Source organism: Methanomassiliicoccales archaeon (genome assembly GCA_026394395.1).
In the GTDB taxonomy this organism is placed as follows: domain Archaea; phylum Thermoplasmatota; class Thermoplasmata; order Methanomassiliicoccales; family UBA472; genus UBA472.
The window spans coordinates 1-19500 of sequence record JAPKYK010000003.1 but is presented as its reverse complement, the minus strand read 5'-3'; the positions used below and the strand labels follow the sequence as shown (position 1 = coordinate 19500).

Here is a 19500-nt window from a genome sequence, read left to right as displayed (position 1 = left end):
GTATTTCAATCATCCTCAGCCGGGGCAGGGGGCTTGCGCACCTTTTTCAGTTCGGTGCCTCCGACCTTCTTCAGCTTCCCCGTTTCCAGGGCCCACTTGAAGTTCTCCAGCTCGGTCTTGGCGATGATCACCTTGTCCCCGGCCTTGTACGTTGCGCCGTTAGTCCAGTCCTTGAAGCTGGAAACGGCCTTGTAGACATCGGCGACCTCTACTCCCTGGGAGGACTTCTGTCTCCCCTTCATCTCCGAATATGTTCCGTTGAACACCGTCAGCTTCCCGCCTCGCAGCTCCCCGACCTTGGTGCACACCGCGTCCAGAAGATAACGGTCATGGGTGACGATGATCATGGTACCAGTGTATTCGCGCAGGGCCGCCTCCACCGCCTCCTTGCTAGGTATATCCAGGTAGTTGGACGGTTCGTCGAGGATGAGCAGGTTCTTGTGCTGCGCTAGCAGCATGGCCAGGGCTACCCTGGCTCTTTCCCCGCCGGAGAGGATGCTTATCGGCCTTTCCACGTCCTTGCCGATGAGCAGCAATCTGGCCAGTATGGCCCGCGACTCCGTGGCCTGCTGTCCTAGGGTCTTCTTCATCTGTTGCTCCGCCGTGAGGTCCTGCTCTAGCAGATCGTGCTCCTGGGCGTAATAACCGATCTTCACCCCCGGGGAGACGTGCAGCTCCCCCAGGTACGGCAGTTTCGATTGTAAGGCCTTGAGCAGGGTGGTCTTACCACTTCCGTTCGGACCGAATATGCCCAGCTTGTCACCCTTCTCGATCTCTATGTCCAGTTTGTCCAGTACCTTGCGGTTCCCTCGAGCTACGACCAGATCCTTGCCGGTGATGACGTTCTTGCCCGATTTTCCCAGGGCGTAGATGCGGACCTGTAGGTCCTTCTCTTCTATCGGGGGGTCCGGGACCTCGATCCTCTCGGCCATCTTCTCCCGGGTCTTGTGGATCGACTTGAACTTGTACTTGACATGAAGTTCCTCGGCGATGCGTTCCTGCCGTTCCTTCTCGCGCAGCGCCTTGTCGTGCGCCTGCATCAACCGTTCCCGGTCCAAGGCCTTCTTCTCCATGAAGACGGTGTAGTTGCCCGAATAATGCGTGAGCTTGCCGTCCTCCAGCTCGATGATGCGAGTGGCCACGTTGTCCAGGAAGTAACGGTCGTGGGAGATGATGATCACCGCCCCCTTGAGCTTCAGCAACTGGTCCTCCAGCCATTCCACGGTCTCGATGTCCAGATGGCTCGTCGGTTCGTCAAGGAATATGAGGTCCGATTGCTCGGCCTGCGCCAGCACGCGGGAGAGCATGACCTTGGTACGCTCGCCCCCGCTCAGCTCCCCCATGCTCCCCTGGGCCTTGTGCTCCAGGCCGAACTCCCCCAGGATGCCCAAGGCCTTCCCTTTGGTCTGTGAGGGAGAAATGCGCAACAGTTCATCCTGGACCGAGGCGTACTCCTGCGACAGGGCGTTCCAGTCCGTGTCGGAATCACCGCCGGAGGCCATTACCTCCTCGATCTCCATGGCCCGCCGCTTCAACGGTGCCGCCTCCTCGCTCAGGACGCCGACGGTGGAATCCACCGAGGCGGAATGGTCCACCTCCACGAACTGGGACAGATAGCTGACCTTGCTGGTCTTTAGCGTTAGCATGCCCACGTCGGGCTTGATGTGTCCCATGAACAGCTTGATGAGGGTGGTCTTGCCGGCGCCGTTGCGGCCTACCAGCCCGATACGGTCCCCCATCTCGATCTGGAGGTCCACCTCCTTGAGGACCTGCTTGGGACCGAAGGCCTTGCCCACCCCTTCCGCTTTTAGGAGCATGGCAAGGCAATCACTGTTGGGACTTTATGTCTTTCTCATATGGTGACGATCATGCCGTCCTTGGAGACGGTCAGTTTGCCCGGATGCCTCTCCTCAATCTCCTCCCTATCCCGCATCGTCGGGTACTTGAAGGCGTCGAAGTGGGTGAGGACCAGGCGCTTGGCCTTGGACTCGTCCTTTATAGCGATGGCGTCCTCCGGGGTGAGGTGGGGCCACAGGTCGCTGCTCTCCCCGGTGCGGAAGGCGCTCTCGGTTATGAGCAGGTCGGCGTTCCTAGCCAGCTCCACGGTGTTCTTGCACGGACCGGTGTCGGTACAGAAGGCGATGGACCTCCCATCCAGCTCCAGACGGTACCCGAGGCAGGGCGAGGAATGGAAGAGCAGACGGGAATGGAAGGTGAAGGGGCGATCGTGCACGCCCTCCCTTACTTCCATAAACTCAATGTTGTAGGGGATGAGCCCCAGAGGCACGGAGTACGGTTCCCGCAACAGCTCTTGCAGGATGTTGAACGTGCCGATTAGGCCGACGATGGTCACCTTGTTCTTGAAACGGAAGCGGGCCAGCTGGTGCAGTCCGATGAGATGGTCCAGGTGATGGTGCGAGAGCATGATGACCGTCGGCTTCGACAGGTCGGCGTAGCGGTCCAGCTTGTGCAGCCCGCCCCCGGCGTCCAGGACCACGTTCATTTCCTTGGCCCGCACCAGGACGCTAAGTGTGTTCCCCGTGTCGGTGTCGTACCAGCCGTTGGTGCCCATGAAAACTACGTCCAATTGACCACCGTGTAAGCTATGACGCTACGTGCCATAATAACCATTCGGCACTTTTACACGTAAGTTATTAGAGGAGAATCATCCCTTTACGGCCGAATGAGCGTTGATGAGACCATCCTTCTGAAGCAGATCCTGGACGAATTGAAGGTCCAGAGCCAGTATCTGTTCGACATGCGGAAACGGCTCGAAGAGCTGGAGAAGGCGGTCGGCCGTATAACGGACGCAACCAAGGTGAACAAATGAACGGAGAAGGAAGATTGGCCATCGTCGGTTGCCCGATACTGGAGGACGAGATAATTTATCTCCTGTCCAACGATCATGAGCTGAACGACATTTTCGTGGTGGAGGACGACCACTCCCGGAACCTGCTCAGGAAATTGAGCCAAGCTAGACCTGATATCCACAGGGTGAAGGAGGCCCAGGTGAACGACCTGCCTTCGAGCGAGGGCCGAAGCGTCCTGGTGTGGATGAAGTCTATGGGGCTGCATGAGGAGCCGAAAGAGCTGGGAGCGGAGGTGGTCCGGACCGTCAAACTGCTGGACGGCAGCTGCTCGGTCATACTGTTATTTTACGGGCTCTGCGGGAACGCCTTCCAGAACATGAACATATTATTCGAGGACGTGCGGACGCCGGTGGTCATCTTGACCGACGCGCAGGGGCAGATCGTCGACGACTGCATCGCCGTGCCCCTGGGAGGTACGGACGGTTACTTGCGCCTTCTGAAACGGTACGCCGGCGTCTTCTACATGACCCCGGCCTGGGCCGAGAACTGGCCGGACCTCATCAAGAAGATGGAGATCACCCGAGGAACGGACATGACCAACCTGGACATGCTGAAGATGCTGTTCGAGATGGCCGGGTACAACCGGGTGCTGCGCATTAACACAGGTCTCGGGGAAACTGATAACTTCCATGCCCATGTGAGGGAGTTCAGCCAGGAATTCAATTTCAAAGAGGTCGACCTGGAGCCGAACTTCATCTCCACCAAGGTCAGCGAGGATGCTTACCGTAAGTGCCTGAACATAGTGGAGAACGGAAAAAATGGAAAAGAGAAAGGGTTTCAGGTCGAACCTAGGCTTTTTTCCTAAGAGATAGCACCAGTACGACGACGGCCACTATCACGGCGATTATAGCTATGACCATGACGATCAATAGGTAGGTCGCCGCAGCATCCAGTTTGTCGTTGGCGTCAGATAGGTTGTTCTGTAGTTCGCCCACCTGGTCTTGCAGGTCGTTTATGGTCTGATTCTGAGCCTCCAGCTGCTCGTTCATGGTCTGAGAGTGAACGAATCCTATCCCTATGTCGAACCCATCGAAGCTCAGGTCGTCATACGGGTAGTAAGATGGCCTGAGCTTGGAGAACTCTACCGAATAATCCCCGCTTGGTAAACCCTGTGGGACGTCCACCCAATAGTATCCGGGATTCCCTTCGGCGACGTAGGCGGAAAGCTCCGACATGGCTACGACATCGCCATCCGAATTGCGGATGTTGACCTGGGCAGTCACGGATTCATAATCAGCGAAGGCGAAGTTGAAGTCGGCAATCACCAGCATCTGTTCCCCAGTGATGATGTCCTGGCCTTGCGGGAACACCTGTAACTGCAGGTCCATGACCTTCAGCTTCGAGGCGTTGGCCGTGGTCTCCCCGACCGGTGCATCGAACGAGTATCCGCCTATCACAAAGATATTGCCTTCCTCGTCGAACCCGACCGAGTGATATTTGCGGTCCTGGGTCATGTCGGGCACGCTGATTGTTTCACCTTTGAACGGGTTGAAGCAATACCCGTTGTAGCTGGTATAGCTATTGGTGCTCCACGCACTATTACCACGCCCCCCGCCGATCAGGTATATCTGTCCGTCGGGCCCGATGACCGCGTCCGTAGCGGCCATCTTCTCCGGTAGGGTCCATGATGAGGTATACCAGTAACCGTCCCTTATGTTATAGAACATGATGGTATTGTAGGATACGGAAGAGTCGGAATTCCCCCCGCCCAGGTACATGATCGTGTTATCATTGATAGCCACGGCAGACCCGGAGTATATCTCGGTCGGCATGGAAGGACCGAAGGTCCACGAATTGGCGACCGGGTCGTAGACCTGCATAATATCTTTGATGAGTATTGGATCACTTCCATTGTTACCCCCCATCACATAGATGAGTCCGTTAGGCATGGCAACCGCATCAGCGATGGTCACGGCCTCCGGCATTGATGCACCCAAGGACCAGGTGTTGGTAGATGGATCGTATATCTGCACTTGAGGCATGTAGATGTTAGCGATGCTTGCGTTCTTGCCCCCAAAGACATACACTTTACCATCAAGCCCTATGGCCGCACAACCACCAGCCACGCCCACAGGCATATTGGCCAGGCTCGTGATCTGTTCGTTGCTCAGGTCATATAAGGTTACATTGTCCGTCGGGTTTGCGGAAAGGCCGCTGCGCCCACCTATGATATAGAGATTATAATTGCCATCCTGGACCGAAGCCGCAAGATATATTGGATAAGGTAATGGTGTGGCTTCCTGCCATTCCGGTTCGGGTACCGCCGCAGAAGCGTTGTTCACAGTGACAGCGCCTGCTGACAGCAGAAAAAGCGCTGCGAGCATGAGACAAACTAATCGAGTTCGCAAAATCATGTTATATCCTCCTAAAGAACAGGTTTTCCACCAACCTGCTTGTGAAAATTATTTTTTAGTGGATTATAAAATCATTTCTATCTGAGCATCCAAGCGATAAAGGTTGATCCGTTCGAATGGAAATTAGAGATGGGTGATATAGAAAAATGAGATAAGTAAAAGGGAAGTGGTTTGCAAATTGCTTTGATGGTTTAGAACCTGTCCTTCGGCTTGTGCTTCTGGAAGCAGTCCCTGCAATAGACAGGCCTGCCCTCGGTCGGCTTGAAAGGAACTTGTGTCTTTGCTCCGCAATCGGAACAAATTACATCACTCATCTCGCGGGGCCCGTCGTTTCTGGGGCGGTTGTATCCGCCCGTCCTCTGTCTTCCGTACATTACTAATCTACCTATTTGTGTTAGCAAAGATCAGCTGACCCTTGCAACAAATTATACGAAGCAATTACTAGTATTTATATTAAACACTTGAAGACAGAATAAATATAAACGAATGAGGGGCCGGGTGCCGGATCTACCATCAATGACATTCATTGACCTTTTCTCCGGGAAAATGATATCTATTCCCTGCTTGCTTTTAAAAACATGAGAAAGGCAGCCCCCAAGAAACAGTCTTTGACCGATAACTTCGGCAAGCCTGTAGAAGATGACCAGAACACCCTGACCGCGGGAAGGAACGGCCCGGTGCTGGTCCAGGACATCCACCTCATAGAGAAATTGGCCCATTTTGACCGGGAACGGATCCCGGAGCGTGTGGTGCACGCCAAGGGAGCTGGCGCCTTCGGGTATTTCGAGGTCACCAAGGACGTCTCGAAGTACACCAGAGCGAAGTTCTTGAGCAAGGTTGGGAAGAAGACGGAGGTCTTCGTGCGTTTCTCCACCGTGGGCGGGGAAAAGGGTTCCGCAGACGCCGAACGGGACCCCCGCGGCTTCGCCGTGAAGTTCTATACCGAGGAGGGCAACTACGACATGGTGGGAAACAACACCCCGGTGTTCTTCATCAGAGATCCGCTCAAGTTCCCGGACTTCATCCACACCCAGAAGAGGAACCCCAGCAACAACCTGAAGGACCCGGACATGTTCTGGGACTTCCTTTCCCTGACGCCGGAGTCCGTGCACCAGGTCACCATATTGTTCTCGGACCGGGGGATACCCGCTACGTTCAGGAATATGAACGGATTCACCAGCCACACCTACAAGTGGTACAACGATAAAGGGGAGTACTACTGGATTAAACTGCACTTCAAGACCGAACAGGGAATCAAGAACCTTACGGCCGAGGAGGCCGAGGTGATGAAGGGCAAGGACCCGGACCATGCCACGCGTGATCTGCACGACGCCATCGAACGCGGTGAGTTCCCGTCCTGGAGGGTAGAAGTGCAGATAATGACCCCGGAGCAGGCGGAGAAGTATCGGTTCGATCCGTTCGACATCACCAAGGTCTGGCCGCATGGCGACGTGCCACCCATGACCTTCGGGAGGATGGTACTGAACCGGAACCCGACCAACTACTTCGCCGAGGTGGAGCAGTCAGCGTTCTCTCCCGCGAACTTCGTACCGGGCATCGGAGCGTCGCCGGATAAGCTGCTGCAGGGACGGTTGTTCTCGTACCACGACACGCACCGCCACCGGCTAGGGACGAACTACCACCTGATACCGGTGAACCAGGCCAAAGGCACGACCACGGGCAATTACCAGCGGGACGGGCCTATGATGACCGGCGACAACCAAGGCAACGGACCGAACTACTATCCCAACAGCTTCCAGGGACCAACACCGAACATGGCCTTCGCCGAGCCGCCGTTCGATCTAAAAGGGAAGGTGACCAGGCAGCGTCACGACCACCCCAACTCTGACTTCGTGCAAGCTGGGTCGTTATACTCCAAGGTGATGAACGACGCGGAGAAGAAGCGTCTGATCAGCAACATCGTCGGGCATCTCGGCGGGGCGCAGAAGCGCATCCAGTACCGTCAGACGGCCATATTCTACCTGGCCGACGCGGACTACGGGAAGAACGCGGCCAAGGGACTGAAGCTGGACCTGAAGAAGGTCAAGGAGTTGGCGGCCATGACCCAGGAGGAGAGGGTGACTGCGACCAAAGAAGGGTCGAAGCTCTAACCTCAAACCCCTTCCTTTTTTCATTTTGCCTCCTATTTCGTGTGAAACTTCGTAACGTATCTATCGCACTTAGGACAGTAAGGCATCATTGGATTATCTTTGAGAACGCATTTTGTATGGCATTCAGAACAGGTGGCGTTTTTTGCAGCTTCTTGTATTTCTTCTGTCTCTTTGGCCAACTTTGTAAGTTCGCGATGATATTCTTTCGCAACTTTCTTTGATTTTTGATCATCTCTTTGTTTCTTTCTTCTTTCGTTCATTCAACCAACTGATGCAATTAAAAATCTGATATAACTAAGTGAGCCTTCCCTGAATTTGTCGCATCCTACAATATATCGGTAGAGAATTCGACGATCTATGCAGTGCGATGCGGTTCTATGCCGAGCACCAACAGCGACAAAACGGGTTGCCCCAAACAATGGCAAAAACCTATAAGCCATATGAAAAAATATGCACTGGGGGATAATGGCCCACTCGGACGACTGGATGGAGTATCAAAATTTCCTAAAGTGAAAAAGTGCAGTCGAATGTCTTGGCAGAGGATTTGAAAAATAAGTAAACCCTTTACCTTTTTCTTTTATAACAAATTATTAGAATTAGCATCCTCTATAAATCATGAGGGTTTACTTGATTGTGAACCCTATCTCGAAAAGTTTATGCCTCTTAATGGGGGGGAGGTGAAAACGAGATGCCAGTAGTGACAATTGATATTATTAAAGGAGCTATGAGCAAAGAACAGAAAGTGGAAATGATGAAGCGTGTTTCTGAAGTGGTCGCAGAAATTGAAGCCCGACCAAATCCAAAGGAGAACATGCTTCCATTTGTGTATTGCATTATAAGGGAATCCGAGTGGGGGGACTTTGGCAACAATGGAGTAGGTATAACTCCGGAATTACTACAAGCAGTGAAACATGGAATAGTCCATATAGCCATTAAGCCACAATAAATTTCTCATTCCCCTTTTCTTTTTTTATTAGGATTGTGAGAAGAACGGAAGGGATTTCAATTAATCCCGAATTCTACCCTCCATCATACCGGATGTTCTACCGGAGATCATACTGAATGGATAAGGGGAGCTGAAAAACCTACTCTAAACCCCTTTCCCTATCATTTTCATATTGTCGAAAGTAAGCGATACTAATTTTTAGTAACAAACTGAATTTAACGCCGATAATTATGACAGAATCCATTTTCCCAAAAAAGGAAAAAAATGCAGAAAGCCAGATGAAAAATGGACACTGGGGGATTTGAACCCCCGGCCTCCGCCTTGCGAAGGCGGCGATCTTTAGCGACGTCGTATTGACGCATCCGCTGATCTAAGTGCCCGTGCGAGAGTCAGGAAATGAACCTATGTTTATAATCCTTTGCTGGACTCAACCCAGTATCTTCTTGGCTTTTACGATGACTTCGTCGGTCATCTGCGGCGCGAACCCCAGGTAGTTCTTGGGGTCCATGACCTTGGCCAGTTCCACCTTTGTGAAATGTTTTTTGACCGTTGGGTCCATTAAGAGCGCTTTCTGTAAATCCCAGCCCTTCTCTTCGGCCATCATGCTGCACGAACGGACGATCTCATGCGCGTCCTGTCGGCCGATGCCTTTGGACGTCAGCGCCATCATCACTGGCTCGGCCATGATCAGACCCTTGGCGGCGTTTATGTTCCTCAGCATGTTGTCCTTGTTGACCGTCAGTCCGCTGAACACGCCCACCATCTTTATCAATATCTCATCAGTGAGGACCATCACGTGAGGCAGGGTGAAACGCTCGGCGGAGGAGTTGCTCAGGTCCCTCTCGTGCCACAACACCATATTCTCGAACGTCGGCGTGACGAAACCGCGGACGATGCGACTGAGGCCGCAGACGTTCTCCGAGATTATCGGGTTCCTCTTTTGCGCCATAGTGGAGCTGCCCACCTGCTTCTTGGCGTCGAAGGACTCGGCCACCTCAGAAATCTCAGACCTCTGCAGGTTGCGTATCTCCGTGGCATACCTCTCACAGGACGTGCAGATATTCGCCATCAGGCAGACCAGCTCGGTGTAGCGGTCCCGACAGACCACCTGCGTCGCGGCCTCCTCGTAACCGAGGCCCAGGTCCTTCATCATCAACGACTGCACATCACGGGCCTTCGGTCCCAGGGCGGCGGCGGTGCCTATCGCTCCGGACAGCTTGCCCACGCACACCCGCTTGCGGCACTCCCTCACCCTCTCGATGTGCCTCATGACCTCCGAGGCGTAGCCGGCGATCTTGAAGCCGTACGTAGTCGGTATGGCGTTCTGCCCGTGGGTGCGGCCCATGCACATGGTGTCGCGGTGCTTCTTGGCCAGGTCGGCCAAGGTCAATAGCAACGCCAGCAGGTCCTTTTCCACAATGTCCAGAGCGGCCTGGAGCTGCAGGGCGGTTGTGGTGTCGATTATGTCGTTGGACGTAGCGCCCAAATGAACGTAGTTGCCAGCCTCGCCGCACTTCTCCGAAAGAGCCTTCACCACGGCCATGACGTCGTGCCTGGTCTCGCTCTCGATCTCGTAGACCCTCTCCCTGGTGACGATGGAGATCGAGGCCTTGGAGGATATGGTCTTGGCGGCGGAGGCGGGGATGTTGCCAGCCTTGGCGTGGGCCCGGGCCAGGGAAGCCTCGACCTTCAGCTGTAGGTCGATCCTGTGGTCCTCGGAGAATATCTCCTTCATCTCTTTGCGCCCGTAGCGGAAGTCCAATGGACAGAGCATCATTTTCGCACCAATTTATGAATAGGATTCTGCTATGATATTTCCTCCATATAAGCTTACTATCGTTCTTGAGAGCTTACTCGGCTGATAACCGGGCGGATATCCTTATTATGCCTCTGCTGGATATGTCCGCCAGGTGGAACGTGAGCCGAAAGAGCAATGGGGCATTGCCCCAGGAGATAATCGATTTCCTTCTGTCGCCCGGTGGGCATTCCCTCCTGGTGAAGGGGGAGGCCGGCACAGGCAAGACGACCATAGCCCTGCAGATCATCGAATCCCTCTCGGACCAGCAGCCGGAGTACTACCTCTCGGCCAGGGTCTCTGACGTATCCTTGTACAACCAGTTCCCCTGGCTGAAGGAACGGGTCAAACAGAACCGCCTTCTGCGGGCGGGCATGGCCTTCCTGCGGCGCTCGTACAACAAGGAACCGGGGAAGGGCGGGGAGGCGGACGTGGCCGGACCGGATCTGTTGGTGGACCGCCGGGAGCTGAACCGGCTGGAGGGGCAGATAGAGGCCGGGGAGATGGGAATGGAGGAGGAGGAAGGTTCGGTGATGCATCCGGACGGCTCCATCGTGGTGGAGGTCGGGGCGCTGCTCCCGGAATTGGAGATGGCCTACGACATCGTGGAGAACAATCTGCCCAAAAAGACGCTGGTGGTGCTCGATTCCGTAGAAGCGCTGGCGGAGAACTATGGCATTCCCGCGAACCGCATCGTTAACGCCCTGCAGAAGGACCTGGTGGAGAAGGCCGGCACCAACGTCATATTCGTCATGGAGACCCCGGAGCGCAGCCATCTGGACTATCTTGGTGATGGGGTCGTCAGCCTCAAGAACTCGGTCATGGGCGATCATCGCGTACGCACCATCGATATCGACAAATTGCGCGGCTCCGAGATACGCAACTGGAGATACCTGTTCACCTTGGAAGAGGGAAGGGTCCGGGTCATCGACCGGGACATAGACCTGTCCGACCTCAAACTGTCAAGATCGACCAAGGCCATGCTCTCCGGACGAGGGGCTTTTGGCTGGTCAGAGATGGACCGTCTGTTCGCCGGTTTGCCGTTGGGCTCGCTCACCCTGATAGAGGTAGGGCCGAGAGTGCCTATGGACCTGCTGGAGAGGATCGAGGTGGCCCTGGTGGCCGAGCAGCTGCGGAATGGACGCGGCGTTCTGTGGTACCCGCAACGCACTCTGGACCACGCCGCCTTGCCGGGATCGCTGGAGAAGGCCGGGGCGCCCCCGGGCCTGGAGCACCTGAACGTCCTGGACGTCAGCGAGGTGGTCAACGGCGCCCACTCCTTCGTGAAGAAGCTGGAGGGGGAGGACCTGGCCAGCGACCTGCGCTGGGACTCACTGAACTTCCTGCTGAAGGGTTCGGCCACGCCCTACGCCTCGATATTGGGCATGGACGCCTTGGAATCGGTCTACGGCGTGAACGTCGTTCCCAAGCTCCTGCAGCACGTGGATGCCATGCGTCGCGGCGGTCACATGGTAGTAGTGGAGGCCACGGACCGATCTTCCAACCTGGAATCACTGAGCCACCAGGCTCGCATGCACCTGCGGCTGGAGAACATCAACGGCTCGGTGGTGCTGCACGGCATCAAGCCCAGCTCCATCTTCCATTGCCTGGAGGTCGAGGAGGGCGTTCCGAGATGGGTGCCCATGCTCTGACGTTATCATCCATGATATCTGGGGAAGGGAGATTATAAGCCCGGGGGACGTAGCAAATAGCATGGACAGTGGACCCCGTTCCATCTCGGACCTGGTGTCCGACGAGTACGCCGGAAGGATCCTCAGCCTGACCTTCTCCCAACCGCGCTGCGTGCAGGAGATATGCGCCATGACCGGCATTCCTATAGCTGTCGCTTACCGCCGCGTGGCCGCCCTGGAGAACGCCGGCCTGATCAAATGTCATAGGACCGAGGTGTCGCAAGGGGGCAAGAAGAGCAAATATTACCGGTGCCAGGTCGACCTGGTCCGCCTGACCTTCCGCAAAGGGCGCTTCGAGGTGGAGGTGGAGTGGAAGGACAGCCGGAGCGAGCGGCACATACCGGCCATGGTCTCCAGATAGGTCCGCTCTCCAAGCATTTTTATTCTTTGAACACGTATCTTATCCGGATGGGGAAGAACGACCTTCTGGACAAGTCCCGATTGTTGACGGACGAGTACGCGGTCAAGATATTGGTGGCCACGGTACGCTCCCCCCGCAACGCCCAGCAGATCTCTGAGCAGTACGGCATACCGATAGCCGCCTGCTACCGTCGCATACGGGACCTGGAGCTGGCCGGCCTGATCGTCTGCACCGAGAGGAGGCTCTCCCAGCAGGGGAAACGGGTCTGCTATTACCTATCGCGCATCAAGACCGCCACCGTCCAGTTCGACAACGGCAAGCTGAAGGTCCGCTTCACCATGAAGGACGAGTGTCCAGACCAAGATTGGCAGGACGTGAACCTGCGGGATGAGGACGGGGACGGCCGATGAAGGGACTTCTTACCCTGCTGGATGTATGTTCGGCTCCATAGAAAAGAATATAAACAAAATTCAGTATGCCTACTTCCAGGCTTGAGTCTTATTTAATTTCAAGATTGAGCGTGAACGTTTATGACAGAACTCTTGGAGGACCTCGACCAGAAGCGTCAATTCAACAATAACGAGGCGGAGAGGCGCCGCCGGCTTAGGGACGAATTGAATGATAAGACCAAAGAATGGGTGCAGAAGAGAGACGAACTTAACGCGAAAGTCCGCGAGCTGGTCGACAGCGCTGCCAAGCACCGTGAGACCCGCGACAAGATGAACGAACAGGTCCGCGCGGCCAAGGACGCCCGGGACAAGTTCAACGAGCAGGTCAGCGAGCTCAACAAGAAGGTCATGGCCCTGAAGAAGGACACCGTTCAGCAGGAAGGTCCCTCCGTAGCCAAGATGAAGAAGGAGCTGAAGAACCTAGAGTTCATCCACATGACCTCTGGCGACCTCAAGCGGGACAAGGAGAAAGCCTTGGTAGAACAGATGAAGGCCCTCCAGATGCAGATCCGCGAGAGGGAGAAGACCCTGGAAGCCAACGACGAGGTCAAGGGCGCCATCACGGAACTGCGCGAGGCCAAGGACAAGGCCGAGGAGCAGCACCGCCTGGTAAGCGAGCTGGCCGAGGGCGCCCAGAACGAGCACGACGCCATGATAAAGATCTACGAGGAGGCGGACAAGCTCAGGAAGGAAGCCGACGAGGCCCAGGAGAAGTTCATCGAGACCAAGGGCAAAGCCGATGAGGAGCACCGTCGCCACATAGACCACATCCGGCAGGTGCACGACTATGACAAGATCATCACCGGCCTGAGGCAGAAGGCCCGCAAGGCCCGCAAGAAGAAGGACGATAGCGTAGCGATGAAGGAAGCTGAGGATATCTTCGACAAGTTCAAGAAGGGAGAGAAGCTCAGCACCGAGGACCTAATGGTCCTGCAGAAGAGCGGCTACCTCTGACCAAAACCCCTTTTTTCCTTAAATTTAAATTTTACTGGCTGCGAAATCCCGCCGCCTTTCTCCCCTTTATTACAATAATGCCAAACTATAAATATCGTCGAAAAGATAGTAGAGTTCGGGAAGGTCTGGGCTGGTTTTCAGAGTGCATCCCATCCCTTCTGACAGGACAGGTCCTTCCCAAACCCCTTTTTCTTACTCTTCTGCTTAGGGCAAAGGTTATCTAAGTCCACCGGGTTGTTGATGGAGGTCGTCAAATGGTATTGGAAGGATTGGGCCAGTCACTCAAGGACGTCCTCAAGAAGGTCGCCAACTCTAACAACATAGACGAGAAGCTGATCAAGGAGGTGTCCAAGGACATCCAGCGGGCGCTCCTGCAGGCCGATGTCAACGTGAAGATGGTCCTCGAGATCACCAAGGAGGTGGAGCGCCGGGCGCTCACCGAGAAGCCTCCCGCCGGAAAGAGCTCGAGGGAGCATGTAATCAAGATCATCTACGACGAGCTGGTCAAGATCCTGGGCGAGCAGAAGGCGCTGCTGCCGGGCAAGCAGGTCATAATGATGGTCGGCCTGTACGGCCAGGGAAAGACCACCAGCGCTGGCAAGCTCAGCCGCTATTTCCATAAGAAGGGGCTGAAGGTCGGGCTCATCGCTGCCGACGTGCACCGCCCAGCCGCCTACGACCAGTTGAAACAGATCGGCGACAAGGTCGGCGTGCAGGTCTACGGCGTTCCCGGAGAAAGGTCGGCGGTAAAGATCGTCGAGGCCGGCATGAAGGAGTTCCATTCGTTGGACGTCATCATCATCGACACCTCCGGGCGCCACGCTTTGGAGGGCGACCTCATCGAGGAGATAAAGGATGTGACCAACGTGGCCAAGCCCAACGAGCGGATATTGGTGCTCGACGCTAGCGTGGGGCAGCAGGCCGGCCCGCAGGCGCAGGCCTTTCACGACGCCGTGGGCGTCACTTCTGTCATACTCACCAAGATGGACGGCACGGCCAAGGGCGGCGGTGCGCTTAGCGCAGTCTCCCGCACCAAGGCGCCCATCGTGTTCATCGGCGTCGGCGAGCACCTCGAGGACCTGGATCTCTTCGTCCCGTCCCGCTTCATCTCCCGGCTGTTGGGCATGGGCGACCTCGAGTCGCTCATGGAGACGGCCAAGGAGAGCATCACCGAAGAGCAGGCCATGGAGACGACCAAGAAGATCATGTCCGGCAAGTTCTCCCTCAAGGAGATGTACGAGCAGATGGAGATGCTCACCAGCATGGGCCCGCTCAAGAAACTGATGGCCATGCTGCCGGGCATGGGCATGGGGCTGCAGGACAAGATCAACGTGGAGGAGTCCCAGGAGCGCCTCCAGCGCTACCGCATCATCATGGACTCCATGACCGAGGAGGAGATGGAGAATCCCAAGCTCATCAAATCCTCGCGCGTGATGCGGATAGCCCGGGGCTCGGGCATGGACCCCAAGCACGTGCGGGAGCTGCTGCAGCAGTACAACACCTCCAAGAAAGCGGTAAAAGGATTCATGGGCAACCGCAAGCTGCGCAAGCAGCTGATGAAGCAGATGCAGGGCAGCGGGTTCGAGGGTCTACAATGAGGCGCTTCATCGTCATCGGGCATAAGGCCGCCACGGCCGCCGACTTCAAACTGGACGACCTGGCCGGCGGAGCCGGGAGGCTTGACGTGCTGTTGCGGTGCATCAACTCCGCCTTCTTCCTCAGCCACGACCTGCGTAGGGACGTGGAGGTCCTTCTCATTCTTCAGGGTCCGCCCGGCCCGGCGCGCACCATCCGCCTGGTCGGCAGCGAGCTGCGCTACTTGAACCCGGACGAGAGGAGCACCGGGGCGCTCATACGCAACGCTCTGATGAGGGAAACCACGTCCGAGGAGCGCAGCACCCCCGGCATCTACGTCAGCACGCGCACCTTCCAGGACGTGTTGGGGCTGCTGGGCTCGGAGACCAAGCTGGTGTACCTGAAGGAGGACGGCGAGGACATTCGTTCGGCGGAGATGCCAGGGGACGTCACCTTCGTGCTGAGCGACCACATGGACCTGACCCCGGACGAGGAGGAGCTGCTCCTGCGGTACAGTCCGCAGGTGCTAAGGCTGGGACCGATTTCCTACCACGCCGACCACTGCGTCACCATCGTGCACAACGAGTTGGACCGCCGTTCCCCCTGAGCCAAGATTTATATCCATACTGAATGGTGAGAGGATTATGAACCAAAAAATCGCCCAGCACAAGCATTGCCGGTCCTGCGGCAAGGCCTTCGTGGGCGATGGCCGTTACTGTTCCACGGAATGCGGGGAGGGCAACGAGAAAAAGCTCAAGGGCAAGAAGCGCCAGCTGCTCATCCTCTACGTCATTAGCGTTATCATCCTGATCTTCGCGTTGGTTCTAACGGTGAGATGATGAGGGTCGGCGTGGGAGGAACGTTCAACGTCCTGCATAAGGGGCATCGGAGGCTTTTGGACACGGCCATATCCGAGGGCGATGAGCTTGCGGTCGGCCTGATGAGCGACGCATATTGCCAAGAGAACAAGTCCTCCATCATACCATATCACCAAAGGGAGGGCGCGCTGCGGGAGTACCTGGACGATAGAAAGATAAGGTACAGTATAACTCCCCTGAGCGTTAAGGAGGGCACCGCCCCAGAGGACCCCGAGCTGAGCGTGCTGGTGGTGTCCGAGGAGACCCAGCTGTTAGGACCGAAGATAAACGACATGCGCCTGCGGAACGGATTGCGCATGGTAAAAGTGGTCGTCGTGCCGTACGTTCTGGCCGACGACTACCGGCCGATCAGCTCCACCCGGATACTGGCCGGGGAGATCGACGTCGAGGGCAAGCTGAAACGTCCGCTCAAGGTCATGATCGGTTCCCTCAACCCGGTCAAGGTCGCGGCCGTCCGGGGCGTCATCGAACGCTTCTACCCCCAGTTGGAGATCGTGGCAATGGACGTGAGCGGCGGAGTGGGTGAACAGCCTTGGGGCCAGGAGGCCGAACGGGGTGCGATGGAAAGGGCCAGGGCCTGCCTGGGGAACGGTGACCTGGGAGTAGGGATCGAGGCTGGAGTTTGGGATGGGGAGGACGGGCTGTACGACGTGCAGTTCTGTGTCATCGTCGACGCTATGGGGCGGACGACCGTCGGCCACGGTATGGGCTTCCGTTACCCGCCGGCAGTGGCTGAGCTGGTGCGGAACGGTTCATCGGTCGGAGACGCCTGCGCTCAGCTTTTCGAGGAAGGGGACCAGGGATCCGGAAAGGGAGCCATCGGAATTCTGACCAACGATGTCCTCGACCGGAAAACGTTGACGGAACAAGCGGTGCTGGCGGCCATGGTGCCTCGGATAAGGAAAGAGCTCTACTGGTAGATCTCGGCCTTGTCCTTGCGCCTGATGGACGACATGTAATCCTCCTTGGTGGCGCAGTTCTCCAGACCCACGCAGCCGAAGCGGTTGTACTTCAGGCAGTAGTCCCCGCCGATGAGGTGTTTGCACATGGCCTCGCGGTTCTGCATGCGGCACTTGTCCTTGATGCAGGTGAAGCCGTAATACAGCCCTTTGCACTTGCCGTCCGGACCCATCTGGGGGCAGTCGCTCATCTGCCGGTCACCCCCGACGCTGAATCATGGCGAGGAGGTGAGACCACCATGCGGTGGACATAACAGTGGTCCCTGTCACGAAGAAACTGCATCGAACCCCATACCGCCTTGCGATGGGGCGTATATTGATTTAAAGATGTTAAATAATTTGCTTCCAGCCTGTCGTTTTGATGAGAAGGAGCGCCGAGGGGGAGATTCGAACTCCCGGGGTACTAGGTACCACCGGCTTTCAAGGCCGGCGCCGTGATCCAGGCTTAGCTACCTCGGCTTGTGTTTCAGATGAGCTTCTCTCCGCGGCCTGACATCAGGTCCTGCAGGTCCAGTTCGAATGAGATGATGGGGTATCCTAGCTCGTAGGCGGTGATGACCTGCGGGTGCAGTTCACCGAAATGTCCCACTTGGCGCCCGTTGACCTTGATCACCGCGCACCTGCCGGGAATGAACATGCCCATATTCCCCGACTGCAACGAACATTGCACCCCCAGTTCCTTGAGCACGCCCTCGGCCAGGGACTTCATCTCGGTGAAGCTGGCCTTGGAGTGTATGGCCAGGACGGCCAGATGCTTGCGGCGCTTGGTGGAGATGACAACATCGCCGACCTCGAAGATGCGCTGGGGAAGGTCGCGGTGCTGGCTCTTGCGTAGGATGGCCATCAGCGAAGGTATGAGATGGACGCGCAGGCAGTTGTGGTCCTCGCTGACCGGGTTCAGCACCTCCACCGCCTCCGCCGGAGGGAGGCGCACCATGTCGAACTGCTCGTTCAGGGAGGAGAGCGTCAAGGTGGTCACCTCCCAGTACCCGAATCCGACCATCATCTGACGGACCAGGTCGGCCACCCTCTCCATCTTTCTCTCCCCGCCGATGGTGCTGAAGACCGGGCGGGAGTTCCCGAAGTTCTCGTAGCCGTAGCCGATCGCGACGTCCTCCACCACGTCCGCGGGGTGCATCAGGTCCATCCTCACCGGGGAGGAGGACACCTTCACCTTGCGCCCCTTCGGTTCAGCAGAGTATCCCATGCGGGTGAGGCACTGGCACATGGCCAGCGGTTCCAGGTCCAATCCCAAGGCGGCGTTGGTGCGCTCCACGTCCAGCAACCATTGCTTCGGCCGAAGGTTGGGGCTCATGCCCTTCTCCTCGCCGCGCAGGGTGATGGTCTCGATGACCCCGCTCCTCTCCGCTATGGAGGTGCAGACGATGTTCAGCACCCCGCTGATGGTGTTATAGTCCGTGCCGGTGACGTCGATGAACAGGTTCTTCGTCTCCGGGGTGACCGTGGTCAGACGACCGTTTATTATCGGGGGGAAGGACAGCAACTGGTTGTTGCGGTCCAATATGACGGGATAGAGCTCCTTGCCGTTCAGGAGGTGCTTGTAGTCCCGTCCCTTCTCGTGCTTTTCCAGCACCTCGGATAGGGTCATCTCTTCCTGCTTGGCCAGGGGAACGAAGGATATGGAATTGGGCGGTACGGCCTTGTAGGTGAATGGCGGTTCTACCTTGTCCAGGTCGTGGACGCCGATGGCCACCTTGGCCCGCTTGCGCCCCACGGTCATGTGCAGCTTCTCCTGCAGCTCCATGAGCGAGCGTATGGTGGCGTCGTCCATCTTCACGCCCCGGATGACCGCCCCAACAACGTAGGGACGGACGTTCTTGACCGAGCTCTCCACCTTCATCACAAGGTCCGAGGCGGCGATGTCGTAGGTGCGCAGTCCCAGCTGGATGTCGAAGAAGGCCCGCAACGCCCTGGCTATTCCCTCTACGGAATAGAGATCGGGGCGGTTAGGGAAGAACTCGATGGAGGTTTCCTTGCTGACCGGGTCGAAGTCGTGGAAGTCGGCGCCGATCATGGGTATGCGGTCCAGGATTTCCCGGTCCTCCATACGCGTCCCGATAAGGGACTTCAGGTCCTCAAGGTTGAAATTGATGACTGGCATTGCGTGCGGACCATGAGATTGATGGTATATGAGGGTTTTTGAACGTCAACCGTTGGTCGTTGTGGCATACTGATATCAGCGGCCCAGGGCCTTGTGCGCCTTGCCCAGCTCCCCGGCCGATTGCGCCGCCAGGGTGGAAAGCTCCCCGGCCAGGACCAGCGCGGCGGCGATCTCCGCCAGCTTCTTGGCCTTGCCCGGGCCCAGGCAGTCCATCATGGAGAGCGCCTCGGCCTGGCAGGGCAGCCTGGTCCCACCTCCCACGGTGCCGACCTCCAACGACGGCAACCGGAGCGAGAAGTACAGGGCGTCATCGACCAGCTCGGCCGTGGTCATGGCCATGCTGCCCTCCACCACCTGCGCGGGGTCCTGACCGGTGGCGATGAAGACCGCGGCCAGCATGTTCGCCACGTGGGCATTGTAGCCGTAGGAAAGGGC

Annotated in this window: 21 protein-coding genes and 2 tRNA genes; 12 read left to right on the top strand and 11 right to left on the bottom strand. The window is 56.8% G+C overall.

Features of this window, described 5'->3' with window-relative positions; genetic code table 11:
- Positions 1-5: 5 nt before the first annotated feature.
- On the bottom strand, positions 6-1817 hold the full coding sequence (locus tag NT131_03730) for an ABC-F family ATP-binding cassette domain-containing protein (GenBank protein ID MCX6650752.1): 1812 nt from the start codon (positions 1815-1817) through the stop codon (positions 6-8).
- A gap of 35 nt (positions 1818-1852) precedes the next feature.
- The gene (locus tag NT131_03725) at positions 1853-2587 is read right to left on the bottom strand and encodes an MBL fold metallo-hydrolase (protein MCX6650751.1); all 735 of its coding nucleotides are present in this window, start codon (positions 2585-2587) and stop codon (positions 1853-1855) included.
- Between the two features lie 96 nt (positions 2588-2683).
- On the opposite strand from NT131_03725, the gene NT131_03720 reads away from it, so the two are divergent.
- Positions 2684-2830, top strand: a complete 147-nt coding sequence (locus NT131_03720; GenBank protein MCX6650750.1) for a hypothetical protein — start codon at positions 2684-2686, stop codon at positions 2828-2830.
- Entirely contained in the window at positions 2827-3675 is an 849-nt protein-coding gene (locus NT131_03715) for a DUF1638 domain-containing protein (GenBank protein ID MCX6650749.1), read from the top strand. Before NT131_03720 ends, NT131_03715 begins: the two co-directional genes overlap by 4 nt.
- On the opposite strand, the gene NT131_03710 is transcribed toward NT131_03715, so the two are convergent.
- Both NT131_03710 and NT131_03705 read right to left on the bottom strand, forming a co-directional pair.
- Positions 3659-4948 (bottom strand): hypothetical protein, encoded by a 1290-nt coding sequence (locus NT131_03710; protein MCX6650748.1) that lies wholly within the window; start codon positions 4946-4948, stop codon positions 3659-3661. The genes NT131_03715 and NT131_03710 overlap by 17 nt on opposite strands.
- A gap of 467 nt (positions 4949-5415) precedes the next feature.
- A complete protein-coding gene (locus NT131_03705) occupies positions 5416-5538 on the bottom strand; it encodes a hypothetical protein (protein ID MCX6650747.1) in 123 nt (40 codons plus the stop codon).
- Positions 5539-5802: 264 nt separating this feature from the next.
- Between NT131_03705 and NT131_03700 the strand changes: the two genes are divergently transcribed.
- Positions 5803-7335: a catalase gene (locus NT131_03700; GenBank protein MCX6650746.1), complete on the top strand. Its 1533-nt coding sequence runs from the start codon at positions 5803-5805 to the stop codon at positions 7333-7335.
- Between the two features lie 32 nt (positions 7336-7367).
- On the opposite strand, the gene NT131_03695 is transcribed toward NT131_03700, so the two are convergent.
- Complete coding sequence (locus NT131_03695; protein ID MCX6650745.1) at positions 7368-7595, bottom strand: hypothetical protein; 228 nt, start codon at positions 7593-7595, stop codon at positions 7368-7370.
- Between the two features lie 428 nt (positions 7596-8023).
- Between NT131_03695 and NT131_03690 the strand changes: the two genes are divergently transcribed.
- Positions 8024-8281, top strand: coding sequence for a tautomerase family protein (locus tag NT131_03690; protein MCX6650744.1), 258 nt, complete (start codon positions 8024-8026; stop codon positions 8279-8281).
- 286 nt (positions 8282-8567) lie between these two features.
- Here NT131_03690 and NT131_03685 read toward each other — a convergent pair.
- Together NT131_03685 and purB are read right to left on the bottom strand one after the other, a co-directional pair.
- Positions 8568-8661: transfer RNA gene (locus NT131_03685), tRNA-Ala, on the bottom strand.
- A 47-nt stretch (positions 8662-8708) separates the two neighbouring features.
- The gene (gene purB, locus NT131_03680; GenBank protein ID MCX6650743.1) at positions 8709-10055 is read right to left on the bottom strand and encodes an adenylosuccinate lyase; all 1347 of its coding nucleotides are present in this window, start codon (positions 10053-10055) and stop codon (positions 8709-8711) included.
- A gap of 110 nt (positions 10056-10165) precedes the next feature.
- Here purB and NT131_03675 point away from each other — a divergent pair, with 110 nt between their 5' ends.
- The 8 genes from NT131_03675 to yjjX all read left to right on the top strand — a co-directional run bounded on the left by NT131_03675 (position 10166) and on the right by yjjX (position 16904).
- Entirely contained in the window at positions 10166-11728 is a 1563-nt protein-coding gene (locus NT131_03675) for a hypothetical protein (GenBank protein MCX6650742.1), read from the top strand.
- A gap of 61 nt (positions 11729-11789) precedes the next feature.
- Complete coding sequence (locus NT131_03670; GenBank protein ID MCX6650741.1) at positions 11790-12128, top strand: winged helix-turn-helix domain-containing protein; 339 nt, start codon at positions 11790-11792, stop codon at positions 12126-12128.
- Positions 12129-12175: 47 nt separating this feature from the next.
- Positions 12176-12538, top strand: a complete 363-nt coding sequence (locus tag NT131_03665; protein MCX6650740.1) for a winged helix-turn-helix domain-containing protein — start codon at positions 12176-12178, stop codon at positions 12536-12538.
- A gap of 120 nt (positions 12539-12658) precedes the next feature.
- Positions 12659-13531: a phosphoserine phosphatase gene (locus NT131_03660; protein ID MCX6650739.1), complete on the top strand. Its 873-nt coding sequence runs from the start codon at positions 12659-12661 to the stop codon at positions 13529-13531.
- 254 nt (positions 13532-13785) lie between these two features.
- Positions 13786-15129, top strand: coding sequence for a signal recognition particle protein Srp54 (locus NT131_03655; GenBank protein ID MCX6650738.1), 1344 nt, complete (start codon positions 13786-13788; stop codon positions 15127-15129).
- Positions 15126-15713: a tRNA (pseudouridine(54)-N(1))-methyltransferase TrmY gene (trmY, locus tag NT131_03650; protein ID MCX6650737.1), complete on the top strand. Its 588-nt coding sequence runs from the start codon at positions 15126-15128 to the stop codon at positions 15711-15713. The genes NT131_03655 and trmY overlap by 4 nt, the downstream gene beginning before the upstream one ends.
- Before the next feature lie 37 nt (positions 15714-15750).
- A complete protein-coding gene (locus NT131_03645) occupies positions 15751-15945 on the top strand; it encodes a DUF2116 family Zn-ribbon domain-containing protein (protein ID MCX6650736.1) in 195 nt (64 codons plus the stop codon).
- Entirely contained in the window at positions 15945-16904 is a 960-nt protein-coding gene (gene yjjX, locus NT131_03640) for an inosine/xanthosine triphosphatase (protein MCX6650735.1), read from the top strand. The genes NT131_03645 and yjjX overlap by 1 nt, the downstream gene beginning before the upstream one ends.
- Here the strand turns inward: yjjX and NT131_03635 are convergent.
- The 4 genes from NT131_03635 to NT131_03620 all read right to left on the bottom strand — a co-directional run.
- The gene (locus NT131_03635; protein ID MCX6650734.1) at positions 16895-17134 is read right to left on the bottom strand and encodes a hypothetical protein; all 240 of its coding nucleotides are present in this window, start codon (positions 17132-17134) and stop codon (positions 16895-16897) included. The two genes, yjjX and NT131_03635, sit on opposite strands and share 10 nt — an antisense overlap.
- A gap of 181 nt (positions 17135-17315) precedes the next feature.
- Positions 17316-17402 (bottom strand) — tRNA-Ser (locus tag NT131_03630).
- Positions 17403-17409: 7 nt separating this feature from the next.
- Positions 17410-19065 (bottom strand): phenylalanine--tRNA ligase subunit beta, encoded by a 1656-nt coding sequence (gene pheT, locus NT131_03625; GenBank protein MCX6650733.1) that lies wholly within the window; start codon positions 19063-19065, stop codon positions 17410-17412.
- 75 nt (positions 19066-19140) lie between these two features.
- The coding region (locus tag NT131_03620) for a 3-hydroxy-3-methylglutaryl-CoA reductase (protein ID MCX6650732.1) at positions 19141-19500 on the bottom strand (360 nt) is incomplete at its 5' end.

Bases quoted from the DNA above. Each gene is read 5' to 3' on its own strand.
- NT131_03730 (MCX6650752.1), bottom strand. From the start codon at position 1,817: ATGCTCCTAAAAGCGGAAGGGGTGGGCAAGGCCTTCGGTCCCAAGCAG.
- NT131_03720 (MCX6650750.1), top strand. From the start codon at position 2,684: ATGAGCGTTGATGAGACCATCCTTCTGAAGCAGATCCTGGACGAATTG.
- NT131_03715 (MCX6650749.1), top strand. From the start codon at position 2,827: ATGAACGGAGAAGGAAGATTGGCCATCGTCGGTTGCCCGATACTGGAG.
- NT131_03710 (MCX6650748.1), bottom strand. From the start codon at position 4,948: ATGCCTGTGGGCGTGGCTGGTGGTTGTGCGGCCATAGGGCTTGATGGT.
- NT131_03705 (MCX6650747.1), bottom strand. From the start codon at position 5,538: ATGAGTGATGTAATTTGTTCCGATTGCGGAGCAAAGACACAAGTTCCT.
- NT131_03700 (MCX6650746.1), top strand. From the start codon at position 5,803: ATGAGAAAGGCAGCCCCCAAGAAACAGTCTTTGACCGATAACTTCGGC.
- NT131_03695 (MCX6650745.1), bottom strand. From the start codon at position 7,595: ATGAACGAAAGAAGAAAGAAACAAAGAGATGATCAAAAATCAAAGAAA.
- NT131_03690 (MCX6650744.1), top strand. From the start codon at position 8,024: ATGCCAGTAGTGACAATTGATATTATTAAAGGAGCTATGAGCAAAGAA.
- purB (MCX6650743.1), bottom strand. From the start codon at position 10,055: ATGCTCTGTCCATTGGACTTCCGCTACGGGCGCAAAGAGATGAAGGAG.
- NT131_03675 (MCX6650742.1), top strand. From the start codon at position 10,166: ATGCCTCTGCTGGATATGTCCGCCAGGTGGAACGTGAGCCGAAAGAGC.
- NT131_03670 (MCX6650741.1), top strand. From the start codon at position 11,790: ATGGACAGTGGACCCCGTTCCATCTCGGACCTGGTGTCCGACGAGTAC.
- NT131_03665 (MCX6650740.1), top strand. From the start codon at position 12,176: ATGGGGAAGAACGACCTTCTGGACAAGTCCCGATTGTTGACGGACGAG.
- NT131_03660 (MCX6650739.1), top strand. From the start codon at position 12,659: ATGACAGAACTCTTGGAGGACCTCGACCAGAAGCGTCAATTCAACAAT.
- NT131_03655 (MCX6650738.1), top strand. From the start codon at position 13,786: ATGGTATTGGAAGGATTGGGCCAGTCACTCAAGGACGTCCTCAAGAAG.
- trmY (MCX6650737.1), top strand. From the start codon at position 15,126: ATGAGGCGCTTCATCGTCATCGGGCATAAGGCCGCCACGGCCGCCGAC.
- NT131_03645 (MCX6650736.1), top strand. From the start codon at position 15,751: ATGAACCAAAAAATCGCCCAGCACAAGCATTGCCGGTCCTGCGGCAAG.
- yjjX (MCX6650735.1), top strand. From the start codon at position 15,945: ATGAGGGTCGGCGTGGGAGGAACGTTCAACGTCCTGCATAAGGGGCAT.
- NT131_03635 (MCX6650734.1), bottom strand. From the start codon at position 17,134: ATGAGCGACTGCCCCCAGATGGGTCCGGACGGCAAGTGCAAAGGGCTG.
- pheT (MCX6650733.1), bottom strand. From the start codon at position 19,065: ATGCCAGTCATCAATTTCAACCTTGAGGACCTGAAGTCCCTTATCGGG.